Origin of the sequence: Streptomyces sp. NPDC020422 (assembly GCF_044386705.1) — a bacterium.
GTDB lineage: Bacteria > Actinomycetota > Actinomycetes > Streptomycetales > Streptomycetaceae > Streptomyces.
On record NZ_JBIRVJ010000003.1, the window covers coordinates 59,543 to 85,026 of the forward strand.

Consider the following 25,484-nt stretch of genomic DNA (forward strand, 5'->3'; position numbering starts at 1 on the left):
TGGGGAAGGCCCGGCCAGCGGAACTCCGCGCCGGGCCCTCCGTGTTCCCCCCTCCCGCCCTCCCGCACTCCTCTCCTCTTCCTGGAGGTTTCCGTGGGCCGGTACGTGATCCGGCGGCTGCTGCAGATGATCCCGGTCTTCTTCGGCGCCACGCTGTTGATCTTCCTGATGGTGAACGTGATGGGCGACCCCATCGCCGGACTGTGCGGCGACCGCCAGTGCGACCCGGCGACCGCCGCCCAGCTGGAGAAGGAGTTCGGCCTCGACAAGCCCGTCTGGCAGCAATACCTGATCTACATGGGCAACGTGTTCACCGGCGACTTCGGCACCGCCTTCAACGGACAGCCCGTCACCGAGCTGATGTCCAGCGCCTTCCCGGTCACCATCCGGCTCACCATCGTCGCGATCTTCTTCGAGATCGTCATCGGCATCACCCTGGGCGTCCTCACCGGCCTCAAGCGCGGCCGTCCCGTCGACACCACCGTGCTGCTGCTGACCCTGGTCGTGCTCTCCGTGCCCACCTTCGTCACCGGTCTGCTGATCCAGCTGCTGCTCGGCGTGAAGTGGGGCTGGATCAAACCGGCCGTGTCGCCGGAGGCGCCCTTCAACGAGCTCATCGTCCCCGGCCTGGTCCTCGCCTCTGTCTCGCTCGCCTACGTCACCCGGCTCACCCGTACCTCGATCGCCGAGAACAAGCGGGCCGACTACGTCCGCACGGCCGTCGCCAAGGGCCTCCCGCGCCGCCGGGTCATCACCCGCCATCTGCTGCGCAACAGCCTGATCCCCGTGGTGACCTTCATCGGCGCCGACGTCGGCGCGCTGATGGGCGGCGCCATCGTCACCGAACGGATCTTCAACATCCACGGCGTGGGCTACCAGCTCTACCAGGGCATCGTCCGCCAGAACACCCAGACCGTCGTCGGCTTCGTGACCGTCCTCGTCCTGGTCTTCCTCCTGGCCAACCTGCTGGTCGACCTCCTGTACGCCGTCCTTGACCCGAGGATTCGCTATGCCTGAGCCGCTTGAACCGTATGAGCCGCTTGAGTCGTACGGCAGCGAGGGGCGTGCCGTGGCTTCCACCGGAGCGGGGGGCGCGTCCGATCTCGCCACGGCCGAGGCCGAGACCCTGGAGAAGACGCCAGGCGGCCCGGAGGGCACGGGCCCCGACAAGAAGGCCCGGTCCCTGTGGTCCGACGCCTGGCACGACCTGCGCCGCAACCCCGTCTTCATCGTCTCCGGGCTGATCATCCTCTTCCTGGTGATCATCTCGATCTGGCCCTCGCTGATCGCCTCCGGCGATCCCCTGGACTGCGATCTGTCCAAGGCCCAGGAGGGCTCCCAGCCCGGCCACCCCTTCGGCTTCAACGGCCAGGGCTGCGACGTCTACACCCGGGTCGTCTACGGCGCCCGGACCTCCGTCACCGTCGGCGTCCTCGCCACCCTCGGCGTCGCCGTACTCGGCGGTGTCCTCGGCGGGCTCGCCGGATTCTTCGGCGGCGCCTGGGACGGCATCCTGTCCCGGATCACCGACGTCTTCTTCGCCATCCCCGTCGTCCTCGGCGGCCTGGTGCTGCTCTCCGTGGTGACCAGCGCCACCGTCTGGCCCGTCATCGGCTTCATGGTGCTCCTCGGCTGGCCGCAGATCTCCCGCATCGCCCGCGGCTCCGTCATCACCGCCAAACAGAACGACTACGTCCAGGCCGCCCGGGCGCTGGGCGCCTCCAACTCCCGGATGCTGCTGCGCCACATCGCGCCCAACGCGATCGCCCCCGTGATCGTCGTCGCGACCATCGCGCTCGGCACCTACATCGCGCTGGAGGCGACCCTGTCGTACCTCGGCGTCGGTCTGAAGCCGCCGACGGTGTCCTGGGGCATCGACATCTCCTCGGCCTCGCAGTACATCCGCAACGCCCCGCACATGCTGCTCTGGCCGGCCGGCGCGCTCGCCGTCACGGTGCTCGCCTTCATCATGCTCGGCGACGCGGTGCGCGACGCCCTCGACCCCAAGCTGAGGTAGGGGACCATGCTGCTCGAAGTGCGCGACCTGCACGTGGAGTTCCACACCCGGGACGGGGTGGCCAAGGCGGTCAACGGCGTCGACTACTCGGTCGACGCGGGGGAGACGCTGGCCGTGCTCGGCGAGTCCGGCTCCGGCAAGTCCGTCACCGCCCAGGCCGTCATGGGCATCCTCGACATGCCCCCCGGGAAGATCACCGGCGGGGAGATCCGCTTCCAGGGACAGGACCTGCTCAAGCTCAAGGAGGAGGAGCGCAGGAAGATCCGCGGCGCCAAGATGGCGATGATCTTCCAGGACGCGCTCTCCTCCCTCAACCCGGTGATCAGCGTGGGCGAGCAACTGGGCGAGATGTTCCAGGTCCACAAGGGGATGTCGAAGAAGGACTCCCGGGCCAAGGCCGTCGAACTGATGGACCGGGTCCGCATCCCCGCCGCCAAGGAACGGGTGGGCCAGTACCCGCACCAGTTCTCCGGCGGCATGCGCCAGCGCATCATGATCGCGATGGCGCTCGCCCTCGAACCCGAGCTGATCATCGCCGACGAGCCCACCACCGCCCTCGACGTCACCGTTCAGGCCCAGGTCATGGACCTGCTCGCGGAGCTCCAGCGCGAGCTCAACATGGGGCTCATCCTCATCACCCACGACCTCGGCGTCGTCGCCGACGTCGCCGACAAGATCGCCGTGATGTACGCGGGCCGCATCGTCGAACAGGCCCCCGTCCACGAGATCTACAAGGCGCCCGCCCACCCGTACACGCGCGGACTGCTGGACTCCATCCCGCGCCTGGACCAGAAGGGCCAGGAGCTCTACGCGATCAAGGGCCTGCCGCCCAACCTGCTCGCCATCCCGCCCGGCTGCGCCTTCAACCCGCGCTGCCCGCTCGCCCAGGACGTGTGCCGCACCGACGTGCCGCCGCTGTACGACGTCATCGAATCGCCCGTACCGCGCACGAGCGCCTGCCACTTCTGGAAGGAGTGCCTCCATGGCTGAGGCGATTCTGCAGGTCCGCGACCTGGTCAAGCACTATCCGCTGACCCAGGGCATCGTCTTCAAGAAGCAGGTCGGCGCGGTCAGGGCGGTCGACGGCGTCGACTTCGACCTCGCCGCGGGCGAGACCCTCGGCATCGTCGGCGAGTCCGGCTGCGGCAAGTCGACCGTGGCCAAGATGCTGGTCAACCTGGAGAAGCCGACCGCCGGCTCCATCTCGTACAAGGGCGAGGACCTCACCAGGATGTCGCCGCGGGCCCTCAAGGCCGTGCGCCGCAACATCCAGATGGTGTTCCAGGACCCGTACACCTCGCTCAACCCGCGCATGACCGTCGGCGACATCATCGGCGAGCCGTACGAGATCCACCCCGAGGTCGCGCCCAAGGGCGACCGGCGCCGCAAGGTGCAGGACCTGCTCGACGTCGTCGGCCTCAACCCCGAGTACATCAACCGCTATCCGCACCAGTTCTCCGGCGGCCAGCGCCAGCGCATCGGCATCGCCCGCGGCCTCGCCCTGCGGCCCGAGATCATCGTCGCCGACGAGCCCGTCTCGGCCCTGGACGTCTCCGTCCAGGCGCAGGTGGTGAACCTGCTGGAACGGCTGCAGAACGAGTTCAGCCTCTCGTACGTCTTCATCGCGCACGACCTGTCGATCGTCCGGCACATCTCCGACCGGGTCGGCGTGATGTACCTCGGCCGGATCGTGGAGATCGGTTCCGATGCCGAGATCTACGACCACCCCACCCACCCCTACACCCAGGCGCTGCTCTCCGCCGTGCCGGTGCCGGACCCCGAGGCCCGCACCCAGCGCGAGCGGATCATCCTCGCCGGCGACGTGCCCTCCCCGGCCAACATCCCCTCCGGCTGCCGCTTCCGCACCCGCTGCTGGAAGGCCCAGGAGCGCTGCGCCCTGGAGGTCCCGCTGCTCGCCGTCCCGGCGGTATTCCGGCTGACCGACTCCCCGGCCAGGCACGACTCGGCCTGCCACTTCGCGGAGGAGAAGCAGGTCGTGCCGCCGGAGAACGGCGCGGCGGCGCCCGAGGGGCCCCTGGAGCCCAAGGCGCCCGGGGAGCTCCTGGAGCCCGAGGCGCCCGAGGCGCCCGGGGATCCGCAGGCCCCCGAGACGCCGCCGGAGGCTTAACGCCGGGGCAACTTGGTGGAATTGGATCCGATATACGGACGCAGCACGCTGAACAGCGTACGGCCGTGCGGGTGCCGTTCGACCGGCCGGGGCGCGCCATGTCGCCCCGGCCGGTCGCCCGCCGAAGCGACTTGACGCACAATCCCCCCGCATATGCGGAACCGCTTGTTTCGGCCGATGGCGACCGTGAGTATCGGCCCCGTGACTGTGACACGAACGGCACGTCTCACCGGCGCCGCCCTGTGCGCCGCACTCGCCCTCGTCATCGTCGTCTGGCTGCTGAGCGACCTCGCCGCCTTCCGGTCGCCCTCCGAACTGCTCTGGTACTGGGCGGGGGACCGCGCCTTCCTGCTCCGCCGCAGGGCCGCCACCTCGCTCGTCGAACCCGTGCTGCTCGTCGCCTACGTCGCCACCGCGTTCGCCGCCCTGCGCTCCTCGCTCGCCGGGCCCGCGCTCGCCGTCACCGGACTCACCACGCTCGCGCTGCGGCTGCCCGGCCTGTGGGCCTCCGGCGTCGACGCCCTCGTCACCACCCTGCTCTCGCTCGCCCTCGCCGCGGGCCTCGTCGTCACCGCCGCCGCGGGCCGCCGCGACGACGCCGAGGACGAGACCGGCGGACCGGCCCGCCCGCGCACCGGCCCCGCCGTCGCCGCCGGGACGCTGTGCGCGCTGGCCGCCCTGGTCTGGGCCGCCTGGGAGGCGCACTGGGCGAGCGCGCTGCCGTTCGAGTTCACCGTCGACCGGTTCACCGGAGGCCGCTCCCTGCTGCTCGCCTCCCTCGCCGTCCCGCCCGGCTGGCTGGACCTCGTGCTCATCCTGCTGCTGCTCGCCGCCGCCGTCAGCGCCTTCACCCGCGCCGGGCACGCCCGCCCGGTCGGCCTGCTCGCCGGACTGCTGCTCGCCGGCTGGGGGACCGGGGGCGTCGCCACCGCGCTGCGCGCCGGATGGTTCGCGCACTTCCCCGGCCTGGAGCCGGACGCCCTGCTCTCCGTCCTCACCTCCGTGTTCGGCGTGCTCGCCGGAGCGGCCGTCCTGGTGCTGCTGGCGCGGCCGGGGGAGCCACGGCGGCTCCCTTACCGGCCCGCCGCCGCCCTTCCCCCTGCCCCGCCCGGGACGCCGCCGCCCGGCTGGTGACCAGGCACGCCGAGCGAGCGCTCCCGTTAGGCCACGCCCAGCGAGCGCTTCCGTCAGGCCACGCCCAGCGAGCGCTTCCGTCAGGCCACGCCCAGCGAGCGCTCCCGTCAGGCCACGCCCAGCGAGCGCTTCAGGAAGTCGACCTGGAGCAGCAGCAGGTTCTCCGCCACCTGTTCCTGCGGCGTCATGTGCGTGACGCCGGAGAGCGGCAGCACCTCGTGCGGACGGCCGGCCGCGAGGAGCGCGGAGGAGAGCCGCAGGGTGTGCGCCATCACCACGTTGTCGTCGGCCAGACCGTGCACGATCATCATCGGCCGGGCGGGCTCCGCCGGTTCGGTGAGTCCCTCGTCCGTCAGCAGCGAGTTCCTCGCGTAGACGGCCGGCTCCTCGTCCGGGTGCCCCAGATAGCGTTCGGTGTAGTGGGTGTCGTAGAGCCGCCAGTCGGTGACCGGGGCCCCCACCACGGCCGCGTGGAAGACGTCCGGGCGGCGCAGCGCGGCCAGTCCGGCGAGATAGCCGCCGAACGACCAGCCGCGGATGGCCACCCGCCCGAGGTCCAGCGGGAAGCGCCCGGCGAGCGCGTGCAGCGCCTCCACCTGGTCGTCCAGGGCGCCCACGAGGTCACGGCTCACCGACTTCTCCCAGGCGGGGGAGCGGCCCGGCATGCCGCGCCCGTCGGCCACGATCACCGCGAAGCCCTGCTCGGCGAACCAACGGGAGGTCAGATACGGGTTGTGCGCGGCGACCACCCGCTGCCCGTGCGGACCCCCGTACGGGTCCATCAGCACCGGAAGCGGGCCGTCCCCCTCCGACCAGCCCGACGGAAGCAGCACGGCGCACGGAATCCGCCGTGCGCCCCCCTCGACCAGCCGCACCCCGGCGGCGAGCCCGGGCACCTGCGCGTACGAGGCGACCTCGGCGACCGCCTTCCCGTCCCGCAGCACCCGCGTCACGGTCCCCGGCACGTCCGGCCGCGCCGAGGACAGCACCGTCACCGCCCCGCACCGCACCGCCCCGTGCACCCCGGCCCCCTCCGAGACCCGCTCCACGCCCCGCTCGCCGACCCGGTACACATGGATCTCGCCGATCTCGGGAGCCGCAGGCGTCCCGGCGGCCCCCGCGGCCTCGCCGGCGGACGCCGAGATCAGGACATCTTCCGCACCCACGTCCAGGACCGCCCGCACATGCAGACCCGCGTCGGTGAGCGCCCGGTCCCCGACCGCGAGGACCCGCGCCCCGCCCTCGTCGGTGATCCGCACGAGCTCCCCCGCCGGCGTCCGGGCCGGGACCCCCCGGAACAGCTCCAGCCACACCGGGTCCTCCTCCCGGCGCACCACCCGGGTCGCCCCCGACTCCGGGTCGACCGCCAGATACGCCTGCGACCGCTGGTCCCTGGCCTGCACCAGGAGCAGCGGATCCCCGTCGCCCGACCAGGAGGCCCGGGCGAGGTACGGGTACGCCGCCCGGTCCCACACCACCTCGGTGCGGGCCCCGGCCAGGTCCACCACGAAGAGGCCGACCTCCGCGTTGGGGGTGCCCGCCGCCGGGTACGCCACCGGGTGCGGCGCCCGCTCCGGGTGCGCCGGATCGGCGATCCACCAGCGCCGCACCGGGCGCTCGTCCACCCGCGCGACCAGCAGCCGGTCCGAGGACGGCGCCCACCAGTACCCCCGGCTGCGGCCCATCTCCTCCGAGGCCGCGAACTCCGCGAGGCCGTACGTGACGCCCTCCGCCTCCGGTTCGGCGAGCGCCCGGTCCCCGGCGCCCCCGTCGGCGCCCGCCACCCGCAGCGCGCCGCCCGCCGCGTACGCCACGAACCGTCCGTCCGGCGAGGGCCGCGGGTCGACCACGGGCCCCGGCACCGGCAGTTCGCGCGCCGTGCCCGCCCGCAGCTCCGCCGTGAACAGGCGCCCCGACAGCGCGAAGGCCGCCAACTCCACGGCCCCGTCCACCGCATAGGCAACGATGCCGCCCGAGCCCTCCCGGCTGCGCTCCCGGCGCGCCCGCTCCTCGGCCGACAGCTCCTCCGCCGCGCCCGCGAGCAGCACCTCCGGATCGGCCGCGAGCCGCTCGGCGGGACCGCCGGGACCGCCCAGGTCGAGCACCCACAGGCCGTGCGAGCGGTCCGTCCCCGAAGCGGACCGGACGAACACCACCCGCTCGCCGTCCGGCGAGACGCTGAACGCACGCGGCGCGCCGAGCGTGAAACGCTGCGTCCGCGCGTACTGACGGGGGAACGACAGGGAGTCTCGTGACGAAGTCATGTGACCGAAACTAGCGTCCGTGCGCCCCCTCATGCCCCCGTACACCGATCGATGCGATGGCACGGATAGTTATGATCCGTAGCGCTAGGTGGGTATGCATCCCCTGGCACATGCCAACCGAAGGTCCGACCGAAGAAGTATGGAGGTGAACCGCCGTGGCACTCTCGATTTCGGTGGTTGTGCTGCTGGCGATCGTCGTCTTCCTGCTCATCCGGAAATCCGGGCTCAAGGCCGGGCACGCGGCGATCTGCGCCCTCCTCGGCTTCTACCTCGCGAGCTCGTCCATCGCCCCGTCCATCAGCACCCTCACCACCAACGTGGCGAGCATGATCGGCGGCCTGAAGTTCTGACCTCGTAGGGTGGGGCCATGACGGTTCTCCCTGCCCGTCGTCTGCTCCTGGTGCACGCCCACCCGGACGACGAGTCGATCAACAACGGCGCCACCATGGCCAGGTACGCGGCCGAGGGCGCCCAGGTCACCCTGGTCACCTGCACCCTGGGCGAGGAGGGCGAGGTCATCCCGCCCGCACTCGCCCACCTGGCGCCCGACCGGGAGGACCGGCTCGGCGAGCACCGCGTCGGCGAACTCGCCGCCGCGATGAAGGAGCTGGGCGTCACCGACCACCGCTTCCTCGGCGGCCGGGGGCGCTTCCGCGACTCCGGGATGATGGGCGCCGAGCAGAACCTGCGCCCGAACGCCTTCTGGAACACGGACGTCGACACCGCCGCGCCGTACCTGGTCGAGATCATCCGCGAGACCCGGCCGCAGGTCCTCGTCACCTACGACCCCGACGGCGGCTACGGCCACCCCGACCACATCCAGGCCCACCGGGTCGCCACCCGTGCCGCCGAACTGGCCGCCGACCCCGGCTACCGGCCCGAGCTCGGACCCGCCCACGAGATCGCCAAGATCTACTGGAACCGGATCCCGCGCCCGGTCGCCGAGGCCGGCTTCGAGCGGCTGCGCGCCGAGGGCTCCGCCTTCCCCGCCGCGGCCCGGATCGACGACCTCCCCGGCGTCGTCGAGGAGTCCCGGATCACCGCGGAGATCGACGGCGGCAGCGCCCACGCGGCCCGCAAGACCGCCGCCATGGCCGCGCACGCCACCCAAATCGCCGTGGACGGGACCTTCTTCGCCCTCTCGAACGACCTGGGCCAGCCGATCTTCACCACCGAGTACTACGAGTTGGTCCACGGCACGTCCGGCGCGCCCACGGGCGAACGCGAGACCGACCTGTTCGCCGGAGTCGTCTCGTGAAGGGGCGTTACGTCTGGTACGCGGTGCTCGTCGTCCTCGGCGCCCTCGTCGGGGCCGCCGGCTCCCTGGTCCAAGCGGCCTGGTTCCCGGCCGGATTGCTCCTGGCCCTGCTCGCCTCCGCCGCCGTCTTCTACGGCGGGCGGATCGCCACCGGCACCCAGCTGGGCGTCGCCGCCTCCGGCGGCGGCTGGCTGCTCGCCATCGTGGTGCTCAGCTTCGGACGCCCCGAGGGCGACGGGCTCTTCGGCGGCGGACTCGGGGAGATGGTCTTCCTGCTCGGCGGCATGGCCCTCGCTGTGATGTGCGCCACGATGACCCGGTTCTCCCGACCGGCCCCGTGAACAGGCCGACTTGACCCGCCCCGGTCCGGCCGGACGGGCCGGACATCCCCCGGCCCGTCCTGACTTCGGCCGGAATGCCCATGGCCGATCCACGCCGGATCGGGTACGGATCGGCGGCGGCCAGTATGGTGGTGCGCGCCGTCGACCGCCCCGATCAGCACGAGCATCAGCAAGAGCGGGCGGCGGAGCCAACCGGGAGATCCTGCTTTGAGTCGTGAAACTGGTCGAGAGACTGACAGTTCGTCCTCCGGCGCCCAGGCGCGCGGCGGGGCCGCGTACCCCTCGGGCACCCCTCCGTACGGGCTCCGCCCGGGCCAGGAGGCGATGGAGGAGGCCCCCGCGGCCTCCGCACCGCCGGAGGAGCCCAAGACCGAGACCACGCTGACGACCCGTATCCGGATCAACATCCCGGGTTCGCGGCCGATCCCGCCCGTGGTCGTCCGCAAGCCGGTCGCCGAGGCCGGCGGTGCCGAGGCCCCGTCCCCGGCGCCCGCGGAGCCCGAGCCGCCCCGCCCCGAACCGGTGCCCGAGCCGGAGCCGGCCGCCGCGGCCGAGCCGCCCCGGGCCGAGGAGAAGCCCACCAGCGACTGGTTCGCCCCGCGCAAGCCGGCCCCCGCCCCGAAGCCCGCCGCCGCCCCGGCCCCTACCGCCCCGGCGTCCGGCCCGGTCGCGGCCCCGGCGCCCACCCCGGGCGCCGCCGCTCCCGGCTTCGCCGGCGGCTCGGCCTCCGACGGCGTCCCGTCGGCCGCGAGCACCACCCAGAGCATGCCGATCGTCACGCCCCTCACGGGCGGCGGCGCTGGCCACACGCCCGCCGGCGGCACGCCGGTCTTCGACCCCGGCGCGGGCAACCCGCTCTACGACGTCGGCCCCGGCCACACGCCCGCGGGCGGCACGCCGGCCGTCACCCCGCCCTCCGGCCCGACCACCGGCGTCACCGGCAGCAGCCCGGTCGTCGGTCCCGGCCCCCGGCAGGGCGGTGCCCCCGCGCCCCAGGCGCCGGGCATGCCGCACCTGTCGGACGACACCGCGATCCTGACGCCGCAGACCCCGGCGCCCTTCCCGGGCCCGGCCGACGGCGCCCCCCACATCTCGGGCGACACGCTCACCAGCGGCATCCCGGTCGTCCCGCCGGCCGCGGCCCCCCGCCCGGACCTCACCCCGCGCATCCCCGAGCGGCACGAGGCGCCGTTCGACGGCGGCGGCTACGACTCCTTCGACGGACCGGCCGGCCCCGGCGGATACGACGAGCCCGCCCCGGCGCCCGCCCCCGCCCCGGCCCGCAAGCCCGCCCCGGCCCCCGCCAAGAAGGGCCGCTCCAAGCTGGTCCTGGCCGGTGTCGGCGTGATCGGCCTCGCCGGTGTCGCCTACGGCGCCGGACTCCTCCTCAACCACTCGGACGTCCCCAAGGGCACCACCGTGCTCGGCGTGGACATCGGCGGCGGTACGAAGGAGGAGGCCGTCAACAAGCTGGAGGCGGCCCTCGGCAAGCGCGCCCACGCCCCGCTCCGGCTCGACGTCGGCGGCAAGCAGGCCGAGCTCGCCCCCGACAAGGCCGGCCTCGGCCTCGACACGCAGGCCACCGTGCGCGGCGCGGCCGGCAGCGACTACAACCCCGTCTCGGTCATCGGCTCCCTCTTCGGCGGCGAGCGGGTCGCCGAGCCGGTCTTCCCGGTCGACGAGGAGAAGCTGGGCGTCGCCCTCACGGACCTGGCCGGCAGCTCCGGCTCGGCGACCGAGGGCACGATCCTCTTCAGCCCGGGCAAGGTCACCGCGGTCGAGGGCAAGCCGGGCAAGGGCCTGGACGTGCAGCGCTCGATGATCGCCGTGAAGGACGCCTACCGGACCCAGGTCGAGACGGGCACGGCGAAGGCCGTCGCCCTCCCGGTCGTCACCCGGCAGCCCACCATCACCAAGGCCGAGCTCGACCGGGCGATGAAGGAGTTCGCCGAGCCCGCGATGTCCGGCGTCATCCGGATCAAGGCGGGCACGAAGCAGATCGACTTCGGACCGGCCCGCTCGCTGCCGAAGATCCTCTCCATGCGGGCCGTCGACGGCAGGCTGGTCGAGGTCTACAACAAGAAGGCGATCACCGAGCTGCTCGACGGCGTCTTCGACGGCATCATGATCACCAAGGGCGACGGCAGCAAGCACGAGGTCTCCGCCGACGACGTCGCCTTCGTGATGCGTGACGCGCTGCGCGGCAAGGGCCTCGCCGAGCGCACCAAGACGATCGACCTCGACGGCGAGGGCTGACGCCCGGCACACCGGACACCGCGGTACGGGGACGGACTACCAGTCGCCCCCGTACCGCGCCTTGCGCTCCCGCAGCCACGCCTTGATCTGCCTGGTCTCGGCGGAGGTCGCCGCCCGCAGGTCCTCGGCCCGCACCGTCGCCACGTAGTGCACGAACCGCACCCGCCGGTGCCGCCCGTCCACACCGATGACCTTGCCGGGACCGTAGACGTCGGTGCCCGTGTGGGCGACGAAGCTGCCGGGACCGTGGGGGGTTTCCATCGCGCGCCTTCCGCTCGTTGCTGTGGGGTTCCGCTCCCACAGTGGCGTGGATCGCGCCGCCCCCGAAGCGGTACACGCCCTACGGGCTCATCCCGGCATCGCCGCCACCGCCGCGGCGGAGATCCTCACGGCCTCCGCCTCGCAGCCCTCGGCCGGGTGCCGCTCGCCGCCCAGGGACACGTACACCAGCAGGTTCCCCTTGCGGACGTACAGCGTGCACGTGGTCTGCGCGTTGCGCGGAGCGCTCCAGAAGGCCTCGTCGGCGAAGGGGACGCCGCTCGCGGGCCGCTCGCCCTCGGCGCTGCGGGCGAACTCCTCCTCCTGCGCCTCGGTGGCGTTCTCGTCCGTGCCCACGGTGCGGCGCAGCTCCCAGCGGACCACCGCATGGGCGTAGTACGCCCAGCCGTCCGCCTGCGTCGCGTCCCGGACCGCCCACGAACAGCTGCTGTCGGCCCGGTCGGAGTACTCGGTGTACCCGTCCCGGTCCGGCACGTGCTCCTGTACGGGCAGCGGCAGCCTCCCGGCGACCTCCGCGCAGACCGGCATCGTCACGTACCGGTCCGCAGGTCCGCCCGCTCCGCCGTCCCGCGCGTACCACCAGGCCCCGGCGCCCAGCACGCACAGGGCGAGGGCCGCGGCGGCGAGCGCGCCGCGGCGGCGCGACCGGGCGGGCGCGGGGGAGGGACCGGCCACCACGGTGGCGACGGCGGTCGGGGCCGCGCTCCCGCCCGGCGGCAGCACCACCGTGCGCTCCGGGTCCCCGCCCCGGTCGAGGAGGGCCGCCACGGCCGCCTGCTGGTCGGCGATCATCGCGTGCACCGCGGGCGGCCAGGGCCGGACGACCGGCGAGGCGGGGCCCAGGGCGGCGAGCAGCTGCGCCGGGGTCGGCCGGGCCGCCGGGTCCTTGGCCAGGCACGCGGCCACGAGCCCGCGCAGCTCGGACGGTACGGCGCCGAGCTCCGGCTCGGTGTGGACGACGTTGTAGAGCGCCTGGAGGGCCGAGGGCCCGGCGAAGGGGCTGGTGCCGGTCGAGGCGAGCGCCAGCACGGAGCCCAGCGAGAACACGTCGCTCGCCGGGCCGAGTTCCTTCCCCTCCGCCTGCTCCGGCGACATGAACGGGGGCGAGCCCACGACGTGCCCGGTGCCGGTGAGCTCGGTGGCGTGCCCGGCCTCGGCCGCCCGGGCGATGCCGAAGTCGATGACCCGGACGCCGTCCTCGGCGAGCAGCACGTTCTCCGGTTTGAGGTCGCGGTGGACGAGCCCGGCCCGGTGGATCTCGTCGAGCGCCGTCGCCAGCCCGACGGCCAGCCGCCGGGCGCTCTCCACGGGCAGGGTGCCGGTGCGCTCCACGGCTGCCCCGAGCGAGGGCCCGGCGACGAACACCGAGGCGTACCAGGGCGGGTCCGCTTCGGTGTCGGCGTCCATGACGGGCGCCGTGCACGCGCCGGAGACCCGGCGGGAGGCGTCGACCTCGCGCCGGAACCGGGCCCGGAAGTTCTCGTCGGCGGCGAGCCGGGCGTGCACCTGCTTCACGGCGGCCAGCCGCCCGTCGGGCCCGGCGCCGAGCAGCACCCGCCCCATCCCGCCGCGGCCGAGCTCGGCGAGCAGCCGGTACGGTCCCGCCTCGCGCGGCTCACCGGGGCGCAGCGGCCGGGTCATCGGGGGCTCACCGCCGCCATGACCTGCCGACCGGTCTCCTCGGTGAGCGCCTCACAGCGGCCCACGGGGTAGTGGGGGCCCTGCACCAGCACGAACAGGTCCATGTTCACGTCCCGGCCGTACAGCACGCAGCGGTTGCCGTCGGGCTTGTACCAGAGGGCCTCCTCCAGGAAGGGCAGGTCGTAGACGCGCGCGGTGTCGCCGCGCAGGTAGTAGCCCTCGTGCCGGCGCTTGGCCAGTTCGGCACCGGTGGGGGCGCCGCTCTTGCCCTGGTAGAGGGTGAGGCCGACGGAGATCTCGTCGCCGGAGCGGCTGTTCCAGGTGCACTGGTCGGTCCAGGAGCCGTCGTACTGGGTCCCCGCCGCCCCGCCGTCCTTGCCGACCGGGAAGGGGGTGAAGCCGGTCGGCGCCTTCACCTTGGCGTAGAGCTCCTTGCAGGCGGGGAGGGGCGCGGCGTACTTGTCGGCGACCTGGCTCAGCGGCACGTTCCCCGGCGTCGGCACGGGCTCCGGCACCACCGTGTAGTAGAGGTCGGCGGCCACGCCCGTCGCCGCGAGCACCCCACCGGTGACGGCGAGCACCCCGGCCGTGACGGCGGCGGCGAGCCATCGGCGCCGACGCCGGGTCGCGCGGGCGGTGGCGGGCGTCGTCGCGACGGCGGGGTCGGCCGGCGCACCGGCGGAGGCGAAGGCCCCGTGCTCGAAGACCGCCGGCGCCGGCAGGGCGCGGACGCGACGTCCGACCTCCGCGGTCTGCTCCCCGATCCGCCGGTGCACGCCCTCCGGCCAGGGCCGTGCCGCGGGCTCCACCCGGCCGACCAGGGCGAGCAGCTCCTCCGGCGTGGGCCGAAGCCCGGGCTCCGGGGCGAGGCACGCGCCGACGAGCCCGCGCAGCGAGGGCGGTACGGCGCCGAGGTCGGGGGCCTCGTGGGCGACGGCGTGCATCACGGCCAGCGGCGAGGCCCCGGCGTAGGGGGTGCGGCCGGTCGCGGCGACGGCCAGCGTGACGCCCAGCGAGAACACGTCGCTCGCCGGCCCCGGCCGCTCGCCGCGCACCTGCTCCGGCGACATGAAGGCGGGGGAGCCGATCAGCGCGCCGGTGTGGGTCAGCCTCGTCTCGTGGTCGGCGGCCCGGGCGATGCCGAAGTCCAGCACCCGCACCCCGTCCTCGGCGAGCAGCACGTTCGACGGCTTCAGGTCCCGGTGCACGAGTCCGGCCCGGTGGATGTCCGCCAGGGCCCGCGCGAGCCCCGCGGCCAGCGTCCTGACCGACCCCTCGCCGAGCGGGCCCAGCGTCTCCACGGCCTCGCCGAGCGTGGGCCCCGGCAGGTAGAGCGAGGCGAGCCAGGGCGTCGGGGCGTCCGGGTCGGCGTCGACGACGGGCGCGGTGTAGGCCCCGGACACCCTGCGCGAGGCGTCCACCTCGCGCCGGAAGCGCGCCCTGAACCCGCCGTCCTCGGCCAGGTCCGCGTGCACCCGCTTGACGGCGACGAGGCGCCCGTCCGCCGCGGCGCCGAGCAGCACCCGGCCCATCCCGCCCTGGCCGAGCACGGCGACGATCCGGAACGGCCCCACCTGGGCGGGATCGTCGGCCCCGACTGACTGCATGCATCCTCCCCCGAAGACGTCCTCCCCCGAAGACGCGAAGGAGCCTACCGGCAGGGGCCGTTCGGCGGCGGGGCGGCCTGCTCAGTTCAGCAGTGCCCGGGCGGCCCTGGCCCGCTGCCGGATGGTCTCGGCGGCGCTCGGCTCCACCGCGTCCATGACCGTCGCGTACGCCTCCATCTCGGCCGCCCCGGTGAGGAAGTCGCCGCGCTGGACGAGCAGCTCGGCCCGCTCGTAGCGCAGCCGGGCCGGGTGGGAGGGCAGCATCAGGGAGAGGTCGACCGCCCACAGGGCGACGTCGGAGCGCTCGGGGCGCGCGGTCGCCCAGGCGCGGATGTTGTTGAGGACCCGCAGCACGATCGCGGTCGGCGAGGCGGGGCGCAGCATCGAGGGGTCGAGCGCCTCGCCGGTGGCGCCCGCGACGAGGAGTTCCGCGTCGGCGCCGGTCATCGCCCGCCCGCCGGCGAAGGGGTCGGCGAGGCACAGGCGGTCGAGGTCGACGTCGCCCGGGTCGCCGAAGCCGACGACGAAGTGGCCGGGCAGGCCCAGGCCGTAGACGTGCGCCCCGGCCCGGCGGGCGACCTCCATCCACACCACCGAGAGCAGGATCGGCAGACCGCGTCGGCGCCGCAGCACCTCGTGCAGGAGGGAGGACTCCAGCCGCTGGTAGTCGGCGGGCACGCCCTGGAAGCCCTCGCGGCGCCCGAGGAGCTCGGAGAGCGCGGCGACCCAGGCGTCGGCTGCGCGCGTCCCGTACGGCACGAGCCCGGCGAGCCGGTCGAGCTCGATCTCGGCCGCGTCCAGGTCGGCCTGGGTCACCGACGGGTCGGCCACCGCGCCGACCAGCAGGCAGAGGCGGGCGAGGTCGGGCTGCTCGGCCCTGGCCTCCTCCGCGAACTCCCGCCGCCAGTCCGTCATGCGCCCGTCCATCGGTAGTGGTGGTAGTGGTGATGGACGGCGAAGCCCATCCCCTCGTAGAGCGCCCGCGCGCCGTCGTTGTCCGTCTCCACCTGGAGCCAGGCGGCCGACGCGCCCTCGTCGAGCGCCCGGCGGGCGAGCGCCGTCATGACGGTCGTGGCGAGGCCGCGGCGCCGCTCCGCGGGGGCGACCTCCACGGCCATGAACCCGGCCCAGCGTCCGTCCACCACGCAGCGGCCGATCGCCGCCGGTATGTCTTCCGTGCCCGGTACGGAGGCGAACCACACACTGGGGCCGCTGCCGAGCACCTTCAGGACCTCCGGGCCCGGCGTGCCGAAGCGCTGGTAGCGGCGCAGCCAGTCCTCGTCGAAGGAGCGGGCGAGCCGGACGGCGGACACGTCGGCGTCGATGTCGCCGATCGGGGCGAGCGCCGCGATCCGCACCTCGGCGGAGACCTCGCGCCGCCACGCGCGCCGCTCCAGCTCGGCGCCGAGCAGTTCCTGGGCGCCCTCGGCGCCGGTGGCGGTCTGGACGTAGGCGGGCAGTTCCCGGGCCGCGTACCACTCCCGTACGCGGTCGAGGGCGGCGTCCAGGGGAAGCCCGGGATCGCCCAGCGGCAGCACCGAGTTGGCCCGCCGGGTGAATCCGGCGGAGGCCCGCAGGGTCCACTCGCCGAGCCGCTCGCTCTCCACCGGCTGCCAGGCGCGGGCGGTGGCGCGGGCGAGCTCGGGGAACGTCGCGGAGGGGCCGCGGCGGCGGGCCGGGGCGGCGGGGACGACCTTGCCCGCGACGAGGGCGGATTCCGCGATACGGACGCCCTCACCGTTCCTGCGTGTGATCAGCAGCACACCGGATTCCCACGATGTGAGAACGCCGACCGCGTCGGTGAACCTCCCACCCGCCACACCCGAGTCCGTCACGTACCGAACAGAGACGCGTTTTCCCACGTCAGCGGCGGTAATGCGCACTTCGAGACGTCCTCCACCGGCGAATTCCACAGCTTCTTAGCCCCTCCTGTTCGGATCGTCCCCAAGAACGGAGATACTAGGGGCGGGCATCGACGACACCGCGCTCCCGCGCAGACCAGCCCTATCGAGGAGGAACGACAGCGTGACCTACGTCATCGCGCAGCCTTGTGTCGACGTCAAGGACAAGGCGTGCATCGAGGAGTGCCCCGTCGACTGCATCTACGAGGGCCAGCGGTCCTTGTACATCCACCCGGACGAGTGCGTCGACTGCGGGGCCTGTGAGCCGGTCTGTCCGGTGGAGGCGATCTTCTACGAGGACGACACCCCGGAGGAGTGGAAGGACTACTACAAGGCGAACGTCGAGTTCTTCGACGAGCTGGGTTCGCCCGGTGGTGCCTCCAAGCTCGGCCTGATCGAGCGCGACCACCCCTTCATCGCCGCCCTGCCGCCGCAGAACGGCTGATCATCCGCCCTCGGTCCCGTACGGCATCGCCCGCTGTACGGGACCGACGCGTATCGCGTACCAACCAGGAGCCAACCCGTGAGCGCCGTCTCTTCGCGTCTTCCCGTCTTCCCCTGGGACAAGCTGGAGCCCTACAAGGCGACCGCTTCCGCCCATCCCGACGGGATCGTCGACCTGTCCGTGGGCACCCCCGTCGACCCCGTCCCCGCGCTGATCCAGGACGCCCTGGTCGCGGCGGCGGACTCGCCGGGCTATCCCACGGTGTGGGGTACGAAGGAACTGCGCGACGCGCTCACCGGCTGGTGCGAGCGGCGCCTGGGCGCCACCGGCTTCGCCCACGAGAACGTGCTGCCCGTGGTCGGCTCCAAGGAGCTGGTCGCCTGGCTGCCGACCCAGCTCGGCCTCGGCGCCGGCGACAAGGTCGCCTACCCGCGGCTCGCCTACCCGACGTACGAGGTGGGCGCCCGGCTGTGCGGCGCGGAGCCCGTCGTCTACGACGACCCGACCGCGCTCGACCCGGCCGGTCTGAAGCTGCTCTGGCTCAACTCCCCGTCCAACCCGACCGGCAAGGTCCTGGGCAAGGACGAGCTGGCCCGGATCGTGGCCTGGGCGCGCGAGCACGGCGTCCTGGTCTTCTCCGACGAGTGCTACCTGGAGCTGGGCTGGGAGGCCGACCCGGTCTCCGTGCTGCACCCGGACGTGTCCGGCGGCTCGTACGAGGGGATCGTCGCCGTCCACTCGCTCTCCAAGCGCTCGAACCTGGCCGGCTACCGCGCCGCGTTCATCGCGGGCGACCCGGCAGTCCTCGGCGAGCTGCTCGCGATCCGCAAGCACGGCGGCATGATGACGGCCGCCCCGGTCCAGGCGGCCACGGTCGCCGCGCTCGGCGACGACGCCCACGTGGCGGAGCAGCGCGAGCGGTACGCGGCCCGGCGCGCCGCCCTGCGCGCGGCCCTGGAGGCGCACGGCTTCCGCATCGAGCACAGCGAGGCCAGCCTCTACCTGTGGGCGACCCGCGACGAGCCGTGCTGGGACACGGTGGCCTACCTGGCGGAGAAGGGCGTCCTCGTGGCGCCCGGCGACTTCTACGGCGAGGCGGGCGAGCGCTTCGTGCGGGTGGCCTTCACGGCGACCGACGAGCGGGTCGAGGCCGCCGTCAAGCGCCTGGGCTGAGCCAGGCCCCGCCGCATGAGTGAGGGCCCGGGGGACGGTGCTCCCCGGGCCCTCACGTGTGTGCGGCGGAGGTCAGCCGCCGAGCGGCAGCCCGCCGCCGAGCGGCAGGGACGGGGCGGGCACGCCCTGCGTGGGCAGGCCGCCCAGCGAGCCGCCGGTGGGGCCCTCGGCGCTCTCGGCGGCCGCGCCCGCGGTCTTGCCGAGGACCTCGCCCGCGCTGCCCGCGGCGTCGCCGGCGACCTGCTGGGCGGCCGGGGTGGCGGTCTTGCCCGCCGTGCCGAGGGTCTTGCCGGCCGCGGGGACGCCCGTGCCGACGGCCGAGCTGCCGGTCTCGCCCACGACGCCGGTCGCGGTCTGCGCGGCGGTGTCGAGGGTGGCGCCGGTGGCGGCGCCGTCGAGCTGGGTCAGACCCGAAAGGGCGCCGGTCGGCGCGAGGGACTGGTCCACGGCGCTCGCGGACCCGGCCGCACCGACCACGGGCGCTGCGCCGGCCGCGACGAGCAGGGCGGCGCGGGCGATCCGACGGGTCAGGGGGAGGGACATGGTGCTCCTTCGACGGAGGGGACGTGGTGCTGTCCGGCGTTCGGACGCTGTGACAACCGGCCCCGGGGAGGGGGAGGTTGCGGACGCCGAAGGTAAAGACTGGGCAATGCGTCGTATTGTCGGGTGGGGAGGAAAGCGGACGAACGCGTCAATGCGCCGCCGCTTGCCGAACCGTCACTTCCCTTGTGCCGCAAGGGGATTGCGGAGACATGACACGGTGCGGGAAAGCTTCCCGGAGAGCTCTGCGGCGCGCGCGCCGGATGACACGTCCGAGTGACAGTCCGTACGGCTGCCCGCGTGGGCGTAGGGGCGTCCTGCGGGCGGGGTACGGCGGTCTGCGGGCGGTCTGCGGGCGATGTGCGGCGGTCTGCCGGCGAGGTGCGGGTGGTGTGCGGGCCGGTCCAAGGGTGGCGTGCGGCTGGCCCGAGGGCGGTCTGCGGGCGGTGCGCGGGCAGTCTGCGGGCGGTGCGCGGGCGGTCCGTGGGTAGTCCGTGGGCGGTGCGCGGGCAGTCCGCGGGCGGTGCGCGGGCGGTCCAAGGGCGGTCTGCGGGGGCCGCCTACGGGCAGTCCGTGGGCGGTCCGTGGGCGGCCCGTGGGGCTCAGCGGGACAGGCGGAGGCGGACCCAGGTGCCGTCGGTGCCGCTCGCGGCCCGCGCCGGCTCCCACTCGCCCGACGAGTCGTCCGCCCGCCATACCCGGTCCCCGTACGCCACCTCCGCGACGCGCAGCTCGTCCGCCCGCGCCACCGCCCACTGCGCCAGCTCCCAGCCGCGCTGCTCCCGCGTCCCCGTGACCGGCCGCACCGGCACCGAGAGCTCGACGGCCGCCGCCGCACCGTTCGCCCCGGCCGCGGGCGGCGTGCTGGTGCCGCCCGCCGGAGCCCGGCCCGGCGCCCGCTTCGGAGCCGCGTGCTCGCCGAAGGCCCGCACCAGCTCGTCCCGGACCCGCGCCGGGTCGCCCGGCCGGCCCTCCGTCACGTCCGCCGTGCACGCCAGCGAGCCCGGCGCCCGGCCGGTCAGCGCCGCCGAGAGGAGAGTGGCGTCCGGCTCGTGCTTCGCGTACGCCTGCGGGTAGCCGCTGCGCTGCACCTTCTGCGCCGCCACCGTCAGCGGCAGCCGCGAGTACCCCGGGACCTTCTCCAGGCCTTCGTAGAACTTCCCCGAGGAGTACACGGGATCGAGGATCTGCGCCGGCGTCCCCCAGCCCTGCGAGGGCCGCTGCTGGAACAGTCCGAGCGAGTCCCGGTCGCCGTGCTCGATGTTGCGCAGCCCCGACTCCTGCAGTGCCGTCGCCAGCGCGATCGTCACCGCCCGCTCCGGCATCCCCCGGGTGGAGCCCACCGCCGCGATCGTCGCCGCGTTCGACGCCTGCTCCGGGGTGAACTCGTACTGGTTCGCCCCGGTTCCGATGCTGCACCGCGGCGCGCCCTTGCTCCCCGTGACGTAATGCACGGCCACATAGGCGACCAGGCCGAGGAGGACGGCGAACGCGGCCGTGAACCGGGCGAGGCGACCGCGACGGGCGGGGCGGGAGGGGCGGGTGGGCTCGGACACGCGCCCCACCGTACTGGAGGCCGCGTTAGGGTCGGCACATGGCTGACACCGCTCCTGGAGAGACCCCGCTGGACCTCACGCTCGACGGCGCCGCGCTGACCGCCGCCCTGGTCGACTTCCCGTCCGTCAGCGGCACCGAGAAGCCGCTCGCCGACGCGATCGAGCACGCCCTGCGCGCCCTGCCCCACCTCACCGTGGACCGCTACGGCAACAACGTCGTCGCCCGCACGGACCTCGGCCGCGACGAGCGGGTCGTCCTCGCCGGACACATCGACACCGTGCCCATCGCCGACAACGTGCCCTCCCGTCTCGACGAGGACGGCATCCTGTGGGGCTGCGGCACCTCCGACATGAAGTCGGGCGTCGCCGTCCAGCTGCGGATCGCGGCCACCGTCCCCGCGCCCAACCGCGACCTCACGTTCGTCTTCTACGACAACGAGGAGGTCGCCTCCCACCTCAACGGCCTCGGCCACGTCGCCGCGGCCCACCCCGACTGGCTCGCGGGCGACTTCGCCGTGCTCCTGGAGCCCTCCTTCGGGCAGGTCGAGGGCGGCTGCCAGGGCACCCTGCGGGTCAAGCTGCACACGGCGGGCGAGCGGGCCCACTCCGCGCGCTCCTGGATGGGCTCCAACGCCATCCACGCCGCCGCCCCCATCCTCGCCCGCCTCGCCGCCTACGAGCCGCGCAAGCCGGTCATCGACGGCCTGGAGTTCCACGAGGGCCTCAACGCCGTCGGCATCGAGGGCGGCGTCGCCACCAACGTCATCCCCGACGCCTGTGTGGTCACCGTCAACTACCGCTACGCCCCCGACCTCTCCCCGGAGCAGGCCGTCGCGCACGTCCGCGAGGTCTTCGCGGACTGCGGCGTCGCCGAGTTCGTGGTCGACGACGAGGCCGGCGGTGCCCTGCCGGGCCTGTCCCACCCCGCCGCCGCGGCCTTCATGAAGGCGGTCGGCGGCAGCGCCCACCCCAAGTTCGGCTGGACCGACGTCGCGCGCTTCAGCGCCCTGGGCGTCCCCGCCGTCAACTACGGGCCCGGCGACCCGCTCTACGCGCACAAGCGCGACGAGCACGTGCACGTCGAGCGGATCCACCACTGCGAGGCGAGGCTCCGCGACTGGCTCACGGACTGATTCCCGGAATTTCGCTATTCGTCACCTCTGTGGACCTACCCTGACCGGACCGGAAGATCAGTGGAACGGTGAAAGGAGCAGGCCATGGGTGTACCCGCGGACCCGAGGAAGCCGGAGGAGCAGAGGCTGGGACCGGTGCTCAGGCGCCGTGATCAGGTCCAGCCCGGCACCACGGACCAGCGCCTGCTCGACACCGAGGGCGATTCGGAGTGGGTGCACACCGACCCCTGGCGGGTCATGCGCATCCAGTCCGAGTTCGTGGAGGGCTTCGGCGCGCTGGCCGAACTGCCGAGCGCGATCAGCGTCTTCGGCTCGGCCCGCACCAAGCCCGACTCGCCCGAGTACGAGGCCGGCGTACGGATCGGCCGCGCGCTCGTCGAGGCGGGCTTCGCGGTCATCACCGGCGGCGGCCCGGGCGCCATGGAGGCGGCCAACAAGGGCGCCCGGGAGGCCAAGGGCGTCTCGGTGGGCCTCGGCATCGAGCTCCCCTTCGAGCAGGGCCTCAACCCGCACGTCGACATCGGCGTCAACTTCCGCTACTTCTTCGTCCGCAAGACGATGTTCGTGAAGTACGCGCAGGGCTTCGTCGTCCTGCCCGGCGGCCTCGGCACCCTCGACGAGCTCTTCGAGGCGCTGACCCTGGTCCAGACCCGCAAGGTCACCCGCTTCCCGATCGTGCTCTTCGGCACGGAGTACTGGAAGGGCCTCGTGGACTGGCTCCGCGACTCGGTCGTCGCCGGCGGCAAGGCCTCCGAGCACGACCTCCTCCTCTTCCACGTCACGGACGACGTGGACGAGGCGGTGGCCCTGGTGACGAAGGAGGTCGGCCGCTAGCGGCCGCCGAGGCCTTCGGGCGCGCCGGTCGGTTGTGGGCATCCGTTCCGCTCGGGGCGGAACGGGTGCACAACCGGCCCCCGGCCCCCGGCCGCCCCGCTACGCCAGCCCGCGCCGAGCGACCGCGGGCGCCCGGTGCCCGGCGATGGACGCCACCATGTCCAGGACCTGCCGCGTCTCGGCCACCTCGTGCACGCGGTACACCTGCGCCCCCAGCCACGCCGACACCGCCGTCGTGGCCAGGGTCCCCAGGACCCGTTCCTTGACCGGCCGGTCCAGCGTCTCGCCGACGAAGTCCTTGTTGGACAGCGAGACGAGCACGGGCCACCCCGTCGCCGCCATCTCCGGGAGCCGCCGCGTCGCCTCCAGGCTGTGCCGCGTGTTCTTCCCGAAGTCGTGACCCGGATCGATCATGATCCCGTCGCGCCGGACGCCCAGGGCCACCGCCCGCTCCGCGAGTCCGACCGTCACCCGCAGGATGTCGGCCATCACGTCCTCGTACGCCACCCGGTGCGGCCGGGTCCGCGGCTCCACGCCGCCCGCGTGGGTGCAGACGAGCCCCGCGCCGTACTTCGCGGCGACCTCCGCGAGCCGCGGGTCGACCCCGCCCCAGGCGTCGTTGAGGACGTCCGCCCCGGCCTCGCACACCGCCTCGCCGACGTCCGCCCGCCAGGTGTCCACGCTGATCACCACATCCGGGTGGCGCCGCCGCACCTCGGCCACGAAGCCCACCGTGCGCCGTGCCTCCTCCTCGGCCGTGACCTCCTCGCCGGGGCCGGCCTTGACCCCGCCGATGTCGATGATCGCGGCGCCCTCGGCGACGGCCTGCTCGACCCGGGCGAGCGCCGGCTCGTCCCGGAAGGTCGCCCCCTGGTCGTAGAAGGAGTCCGGGGTCCGGTTCACGATCGCCATGATCACCGGCTCGTGCGGCCCGAATTCCCGCGGTCCCAAGCGCAGCATCCCTTATGTCCTCCCTCGCGACCGGTCGCCGCATCGTCTGCGACCCTAACTGTCGGTGCCGCATGGCACGATCGACACCGGACGTTTTCCACGGACGGGGAGAGGCGCGCGCTGGTGTTCTGGTTTCTGCTGATCACGATGGTCGTGGTCGTCGCGGCGGTCACCCTGGCGGTGGTCGGCAACGGCGACGGCGAGGCCCGGCCCGAGGCGGTGCTGCCCGACGTGGCGCCCGAGGGGCTCATCGACCCGCTCCCCGCGACCCGCCCGGTCGCCCAGGCCGACGTCGAGGCGCTGCGGCTGCCGGTCGTCGTCCGGGGATACCGGATGGCGGACGTCGACGACGTCCTCGGCCGGCTCGGCGCCGAGCTCGCCGAGCGCGACGCCCGGATCGCGGAGCTGGAGACCGCGCTCGCGGGTCCCGCCCCGCGCGACGCCCGTCCCGGGGACGAGGAGGGGGGCGCGTGAGCGACGGCGGGGCGATCGCGGGTCCCGACGGCCGGCTGCGCTGCCCGTGGGGCCTGTCGACCGAGGACTACGTGGCGTACCACGACGAGGAGTGGGGCCGCCCGGTCCACGGCGACGACGCGCTCTTCGAGCGCCTGTGCCTGGAGGCCTTCCAGTCCGGCCTGTCGTGGATCACGATCCTGCGCCGCCGTGAGGGCTTCCGCAAGGCCTTCTCCGGCTTCCGGATCGCCGAGGTGGCCCGGTTCACCGAAGCCGACCGGGAGCGGCTCCTCGGCGACGAGGGGATCATCCGCAACCGCGCCAAGATCGACGCCACCCTGGCCAACGCCCGGCTGCTCGCCGACTGGGCCCCGGGCGAGCTGGACACGCTGATCTGGTCGTTCGCACCGGACCCGGCGACCCGCCCGGCCCCGGCCACCGTCGGCGAGGTGCCGGCCGTGACGGACGAGTCGACGGCGCTCTCCAAGGCCCTGAAGAAGCGCGGCCTGCGGTTCATCGGCCCCACCACGGCGTACGCGCTGATGCAGGCCTGCGGCCTGGTCGACGACCACGTCGCCGACTGCGTGGCACGCGGCGCCGCCCGCTGAGACGGCGCCCGCGCCCGCTCCCGGGGCTCAGCGGCCCAGGTACCGGGGCTTCTCCTTGGCGATGAAGGCCTGCACGGCGATCGTGTGGTCCTCGGACGCGCCCGCCTTCGTCTGGAGCTCGTCCTCCTTCTCCAGCGCCTCGGCGAGCGAGTGGTCCGCCCCGTAGGCCAGGGACTCCTTCAGCGCCGCGTAGGCGACGGTCGGGCCCTCGGCCAGCTTGCGGGCCACCTTCGCGGCCTCCTCGGCCAGCGAGTCCGCCGGTACGAGCCGGTTGACGATGCCCAGCTCGTACGCCTCCTGGGCGCTGATCGAGCGCGGGAAGAGCAGCAGGTCGGCCGCCCGGCTGTGGCCGATGAGGCGCGGCAGCGTCCAGGACATGCCCGAGTCGGCGGTGAGGGCGACCCCGGCGAAGGAGGTGTTGAAGGCGGCCGTGTCCGCCACCACCCGGTAGTCCGCCGCGAGCGCGAAGCCGAATCCGGCCCCGGCCGCGACCCCGTTGACGGCCGCGACCACCGGCTTCGCCATGCCGGTGAGCGCCCGCACGATCGGGTTGTAGTGGTCGCGGACCGTGTTCATCGTGGCCTGCGTGCCCGACTCCTTGTCCTGGAGCAGCAGCCCGACGTGCTCCTTCAGGTCCTGGCCCACGCAGAACGCCCGGTCGCCGGCCGCGGTCAGCAGCACCGCCCGCACGGCCGGGTCGGCGGCGGCCGCCTCCACCGCGTCGCGCAGGGCGAGCTTCGCCGCGACGTTCATCGCGTTCATGGCCTCGGGGCGGTTGATGGTGATGGTGGCAAGCCCGTCGCTCACCTCGTACAGCACCGTGTCGGCCATCGCGGATCCCTTCGCCTCATTGCGTCGATTGACCTGATCAGCATGGCGGAGATCACCCGCCCCGCACATGTGACCTGCGTCAAAGAATCGGCGCCCCCGCGCGGAGTGGTGGCGGCGAAGTATCGCAGGTGGAT

Annotated in this window: 25 protein-coding genes; 15 read left to right on the plus strand and 10 right to left on the minus strand. The window is 73.8% G+C overall.

Annotation, left to right across the window (positions count from 1 at the left end):
* The first annotated feature begins 93 nt into the window (after positions 1-93).
* From ACH414_RS07775 to ACH414_RS07795, 5 genes are all read left to right on the plus strand, one after another.
* Positions 94-1,017: an ABC transporter permease gene (locus tag ACH414_RS07775; RefSeq protein WP_382547692.1), complete on the plus strand. Its 924-nt coding sequence runs from the start codon at positions 94-96 to the stop codon at positions 1,015-1,017.
* On the plus strand, positions 1,010-2,017 hold the full coding sequence (locus ACH414_RS07780) for an ABC transporter permease (RefSeq protein WP_382547690.1): 1,008 nt from the start codon (positions 1,010-1,012) through the stop codon (positions 2,015-2,017). Before ACH414_RS07775 ends, ACH414_RS07780 begins: the two co-directional genes overlap by 8 nt.
* A gap of 6 nt (positions 2,018-2,023) precedes the next feature.
* Complete coding sequence (locus tag ACH414_RS07785) at positions 2,024-3,007, plus strand: ABC transporter ATP-binding protein (RefSeq protein ID WP_398941188.1); 984 nt, start codon at positions 2,024-2,026, stop codon at positions 3,005-3,007.
* Positions 3,000-4,145 (plus strand): ABC transporter ATP-binding protein, encoded by a 1,146-nt coding sequence (locus tag ACH414_RS07790; RefSeq protein WP_382547686.1) that lies wholly within the window; start codon positions 3,000-3,002, stop codon positions 4,143-4,145. The genes ACH414_RS07785 and ACH414_RS07790 overlap by 8 nt, the downstream gene beginning before the upstream one ends.
* Before the next feature lie 201 nt (positions 4,146-4,346).
* The gene (locus ACH414_RS07795; protein WP_391769528.1) at positions 4,347-5,279 is read left to right on the plus strand and encodes a hypothetical protein; all 933 of its coding nucleotides are present in this window, start codon (positions 4,347-4,349) and stop codon (positions 5,277-5,279) included.
* A gap of 107 nt (positions 5,280-5,386) precedes the next feature.
* On the opposite strand, the gene ACH414_RS07800 is transcribed toward ACH414_RS07795, so the two are convergent.
* Positions 5,387-7,543 carry a prolyl oligopeptidase family serine peptidase gene (locus tag ACH414_RS07800; protein WP_398941189.1) on the minus strand — a complete coding sequence of 719 codons (2,157 nt, stop codon included), beginning with the start codon at positions 7,541-7,543 and terminating at the stop codon, positions 5,387-5,389.
* A 155-nt stretch (positions 7,544-7,698) separates the two neighbouring features.
* On the opposite strand from ACH414_RS07800, the gene ACH414_RS07805 reads away from it, so the two are divergent.
* From ACH414_RS07805 to ACH414_RS07820, 4 genes are all read left to right on the plus strand, one after another.
* Positions 7,699-7,893, plus strand: a complete 195-nt coding sequence (locus ACH414_RS07805) for a hypothetical protein (protein WP_046911704.1) — start codon at positions 7,699-7,701, stop codon at positions 7,891-7,893.
* A gap of 17 nt (positions 7,894-7,910) precedes the next feature.
* Entirely contained in the window at positions 7,911-8,801 is an 891-nt protein-coding gene (gene mshB, locus ACH414_RS07810) for an N-acetyl-1-D-myo-inositol-2-amino-2-deoxy-alpha-D-glucopyranoside deacetylase (protein WP_382547680.1), read from the plus strand.
* A complete protein-coding gene (locus tag ACH414_RS07815; protein ID WP_382547678.1) occupies positions 8,798-9,142 on the plus strand; it encodes a DUF6113 family protein in 345 nt (114 codons plus the stop codon). The genes mshB and ACH414_RS07815 overlap by 4 nt, the downstream gene beginning before the upstream one ends.
* 324 nt (positions 9,143-9,466) lie before the next feature.
* On the plus strand, positions 9,467-11,398 hold the full coding sequence (locus tag ACH414_RS07820) for a hypothetical protein (protein ID WP_398941190.1): 1,932 nt from the start codon (positions 9,467-9,469) through the stop codon (positions 11,396-11,398).
* A 36-nt stretch (positions 11,399-11,434) separates the two neighbouring features.
* Here ACH414_RS07820 and ACH414_RS07825 read toward each other — a convergent pair whose 3' ends face one another.
* The 5 genes from ACH414_RS07825 to ACH414_RS07845 form a co-directional block, all read right to left on the minus strand.
* The gene (locus ACH414_RS07825) at positions 11,435-11,659 is read right to left on the minus strand and encodes a hypothetical protein (protein ID WP_382547674.1); all 225 of its coding nucleotides are present in this window, start codon (positions 11,657-11,659) and stop codon (positions 11,435-11,437) included.
* An 87-nt stretch (positions 11,660-11,746) separates the two neighbouring features.
* Positions 11,747-13,318, minus strand: a complete 1,572-nt coding sequence (locus tag ACH414_RS07830) for a serine/threonine-protein kinase (RefSeq protein ID WP_386565988.1) — start codon at positions 13,316-13,318, stop codon at positions 11,747-11,749.
* The gene (locus tag ACH414_RS07835) at positions 13,315-14,925 is read right to left on the minus strand and encodes a serine/threonine-protein kinase (protein WP_382547670.1); all 1,611 of its coding nucleotides are present in this window, start codon (positions 14,923-14,925) and stop codon (positions 13,315-13,317) included. Before ACH414_RS07835 ends, ACH414_RS07830 begins: the two co-directional genes overlap by 4 nt.
* Before the next feature lie 81 nt (positions 14,926-15,006).
* The gene (locus tag ACH414_RS07840) at positions 15,007-15,840 is read right to left on the minus strand and encodes a transglutaminase-like domain-containing protein (protein WP_391769523.1); all 834 of its coding nucleotides are present in this window, start codon (positions 15,838-15,840) and stop codon (positions 15,007-15,009) included.
* Positions 15,837-16,838 (minus strand): GNAT family N-acetyltransferase, encoded by a 1,002-nt coding sequence (locus ACH414_RS07845; RefSeq protein WP_398941194.1) that lies wholly within the window; start codon positions 16,836-16,838, stop codon positions 15,837-15,839. The genes ACH414_RS07840 and ACH414_RS07845 overlap by 4 nt, the downstream gene beginning before the upstream one ends.
* 112 nt (positions 16,839-16,950) lie before the next feature.
* On the opposite strand from ACH414_RS07845, the gene fdxA reads away from it, so the two are divergent.
* Together fdxA and ACH414_RS07855 are read left to right on the plus strand one after the other, a co-directional pair.
* Positions 16,951-17,271: a ferredoxin gene (fdxA, locus tag ACH414_RS07850; RefSeq protein ID WP_010474859.1), complete on the plus strand. Its 321-nt coding sequence runs from the start codon at positions 16,951-16,953 to the stop codon at positions 17,269-17,271.
* Between the two features lie 78 nt (positions 17,272-17,349).
* Positions 17,350-18,444 (plus strand): bifunctional succinyldiaminopimelate transaminase/glutamate-prephenate aminotransferase, encoded by a 1,095-nt coding sequence (locus ACH414_RS07855; protein WP_382547664.1) that lies wholly within the window; start codon positions 17,350-17,352, stop codon positions 18,442-18,444.
* A gap of 72 nt (positions 18,445-18,516) precedes the next feature.
* On the opposite strand, the gene ACH414_RS07860 is transcribed toward ACH414_RS07855, so the two are convergent.
* Positions 18,517-18,987, minus strand: coding sequence for an ATP-binding protein (locus ACH414_RS07860; RefSeq protein WP_382547662.1), 471 nt, complete (start codon positions 18,985-18,987; stop codon positions 18,517-18,519).
* A 599-nt stretch (positions 18,988-19,586) separates the two neighbouring features.
* Positions 19,587-20,549, minus strand: a complete 963-nt coding sequence (locus ACH414_RS07865; protein WP_386565982.1) for a hypothetical protein — start codon at positions 20,547-20,549, stop codon at positions 19,587-19,589.
* Positions 20,550-20,578: 29 nt separating this feature from the next.
* Here ACH414_RS07865 and dapE point away from each other — a divergent pair, with 29 nt between their 5' ends.
* Complete coding sequence (gene dapE / locus ACH414_RS07870) at positions 20,579-21,673, plus strand: succinyl-diaminopimelate desuccinylase (protein WP_382547658.1); 1,095 nt, start codon at positions 20,579-20,581, stop codon at positions 21,671-21,673.
* Positions 21,674-21,757: 84 nt separating this feature from the next.
* Entirely contained in the window at positions 21,758-22,507 is a 750-nt protein-coding gene (locus tag ACH414_RS07875; RefSeq protein ID WP_382547657.1) for a TIGR00730 family Rossman fold protein, read from the plus strand.
* 99 nt (positions 22,508-22,606) lie between these two features.
* Here the strand turns inward: ACH414_RS07875 and folP are convergent, their stop codons facing one another.
* Positions 22,607-23,467 carry a dihydropteroate synthase gene (gene folP / locus ACH414_RS07880; protein ID WP_382547655.1) on the minus strand — a complete coding sequence of 287 codons (861 nt, stop codon included), beginning with the start codon at positions 23,465-23,467 and terminating at the stop codon, positions 22,607-22,609.
* Between the two features lie 114 nt (positions 23,468-23,581).
* On the opposite strand from folP, the gene ACH414_RS07885 reads away from it, so the two are divergent.
* On the plus strand, positions 23,582-23,932 hold the full coding sequence (locus tag ACH414_RS07885) for a DivIVA domain-containing protein (protein ID WP_382547653.1): 351 nt from the start codon (positions 23,582-23,584) through the stop codon (positions 23,930-23,932).
* Positions 23,929-24,519: a DNA-3-methyladenine glycosylase I gene (locus ACH414_RS07890; RefSeq protein ID WP_382547651.1), complete on the plus strand. Its 591-nt coding sequence runs from the start codon at positions 23,929-23,931 to the stop codon at positions 24,517-24,519. Before ACH414_RS07885 ends, ACH414_RS07890 begins: the two co-directional genes overlap by 4 nt.
* 27 nt (positions 24,520-24,546) lie before the next feature.
* On the opposite strand, the gene ACH414_RS07895 is transcribed toward ACH414_RS07890, so the two are convergent.
* Positions 24,547-25,350, minus strand: a complete 804-nt coding sequence (locus ACH414_RS07895; protein ID WP_382547649.1) for an enoyl-CoA hydratase/isomerase family protein — start codon at positions 25,348-25,350, stop codon at positions 24,547-24,549.
* Positions 25,351-25,484 lie beyond the last annotated feature (134 nt).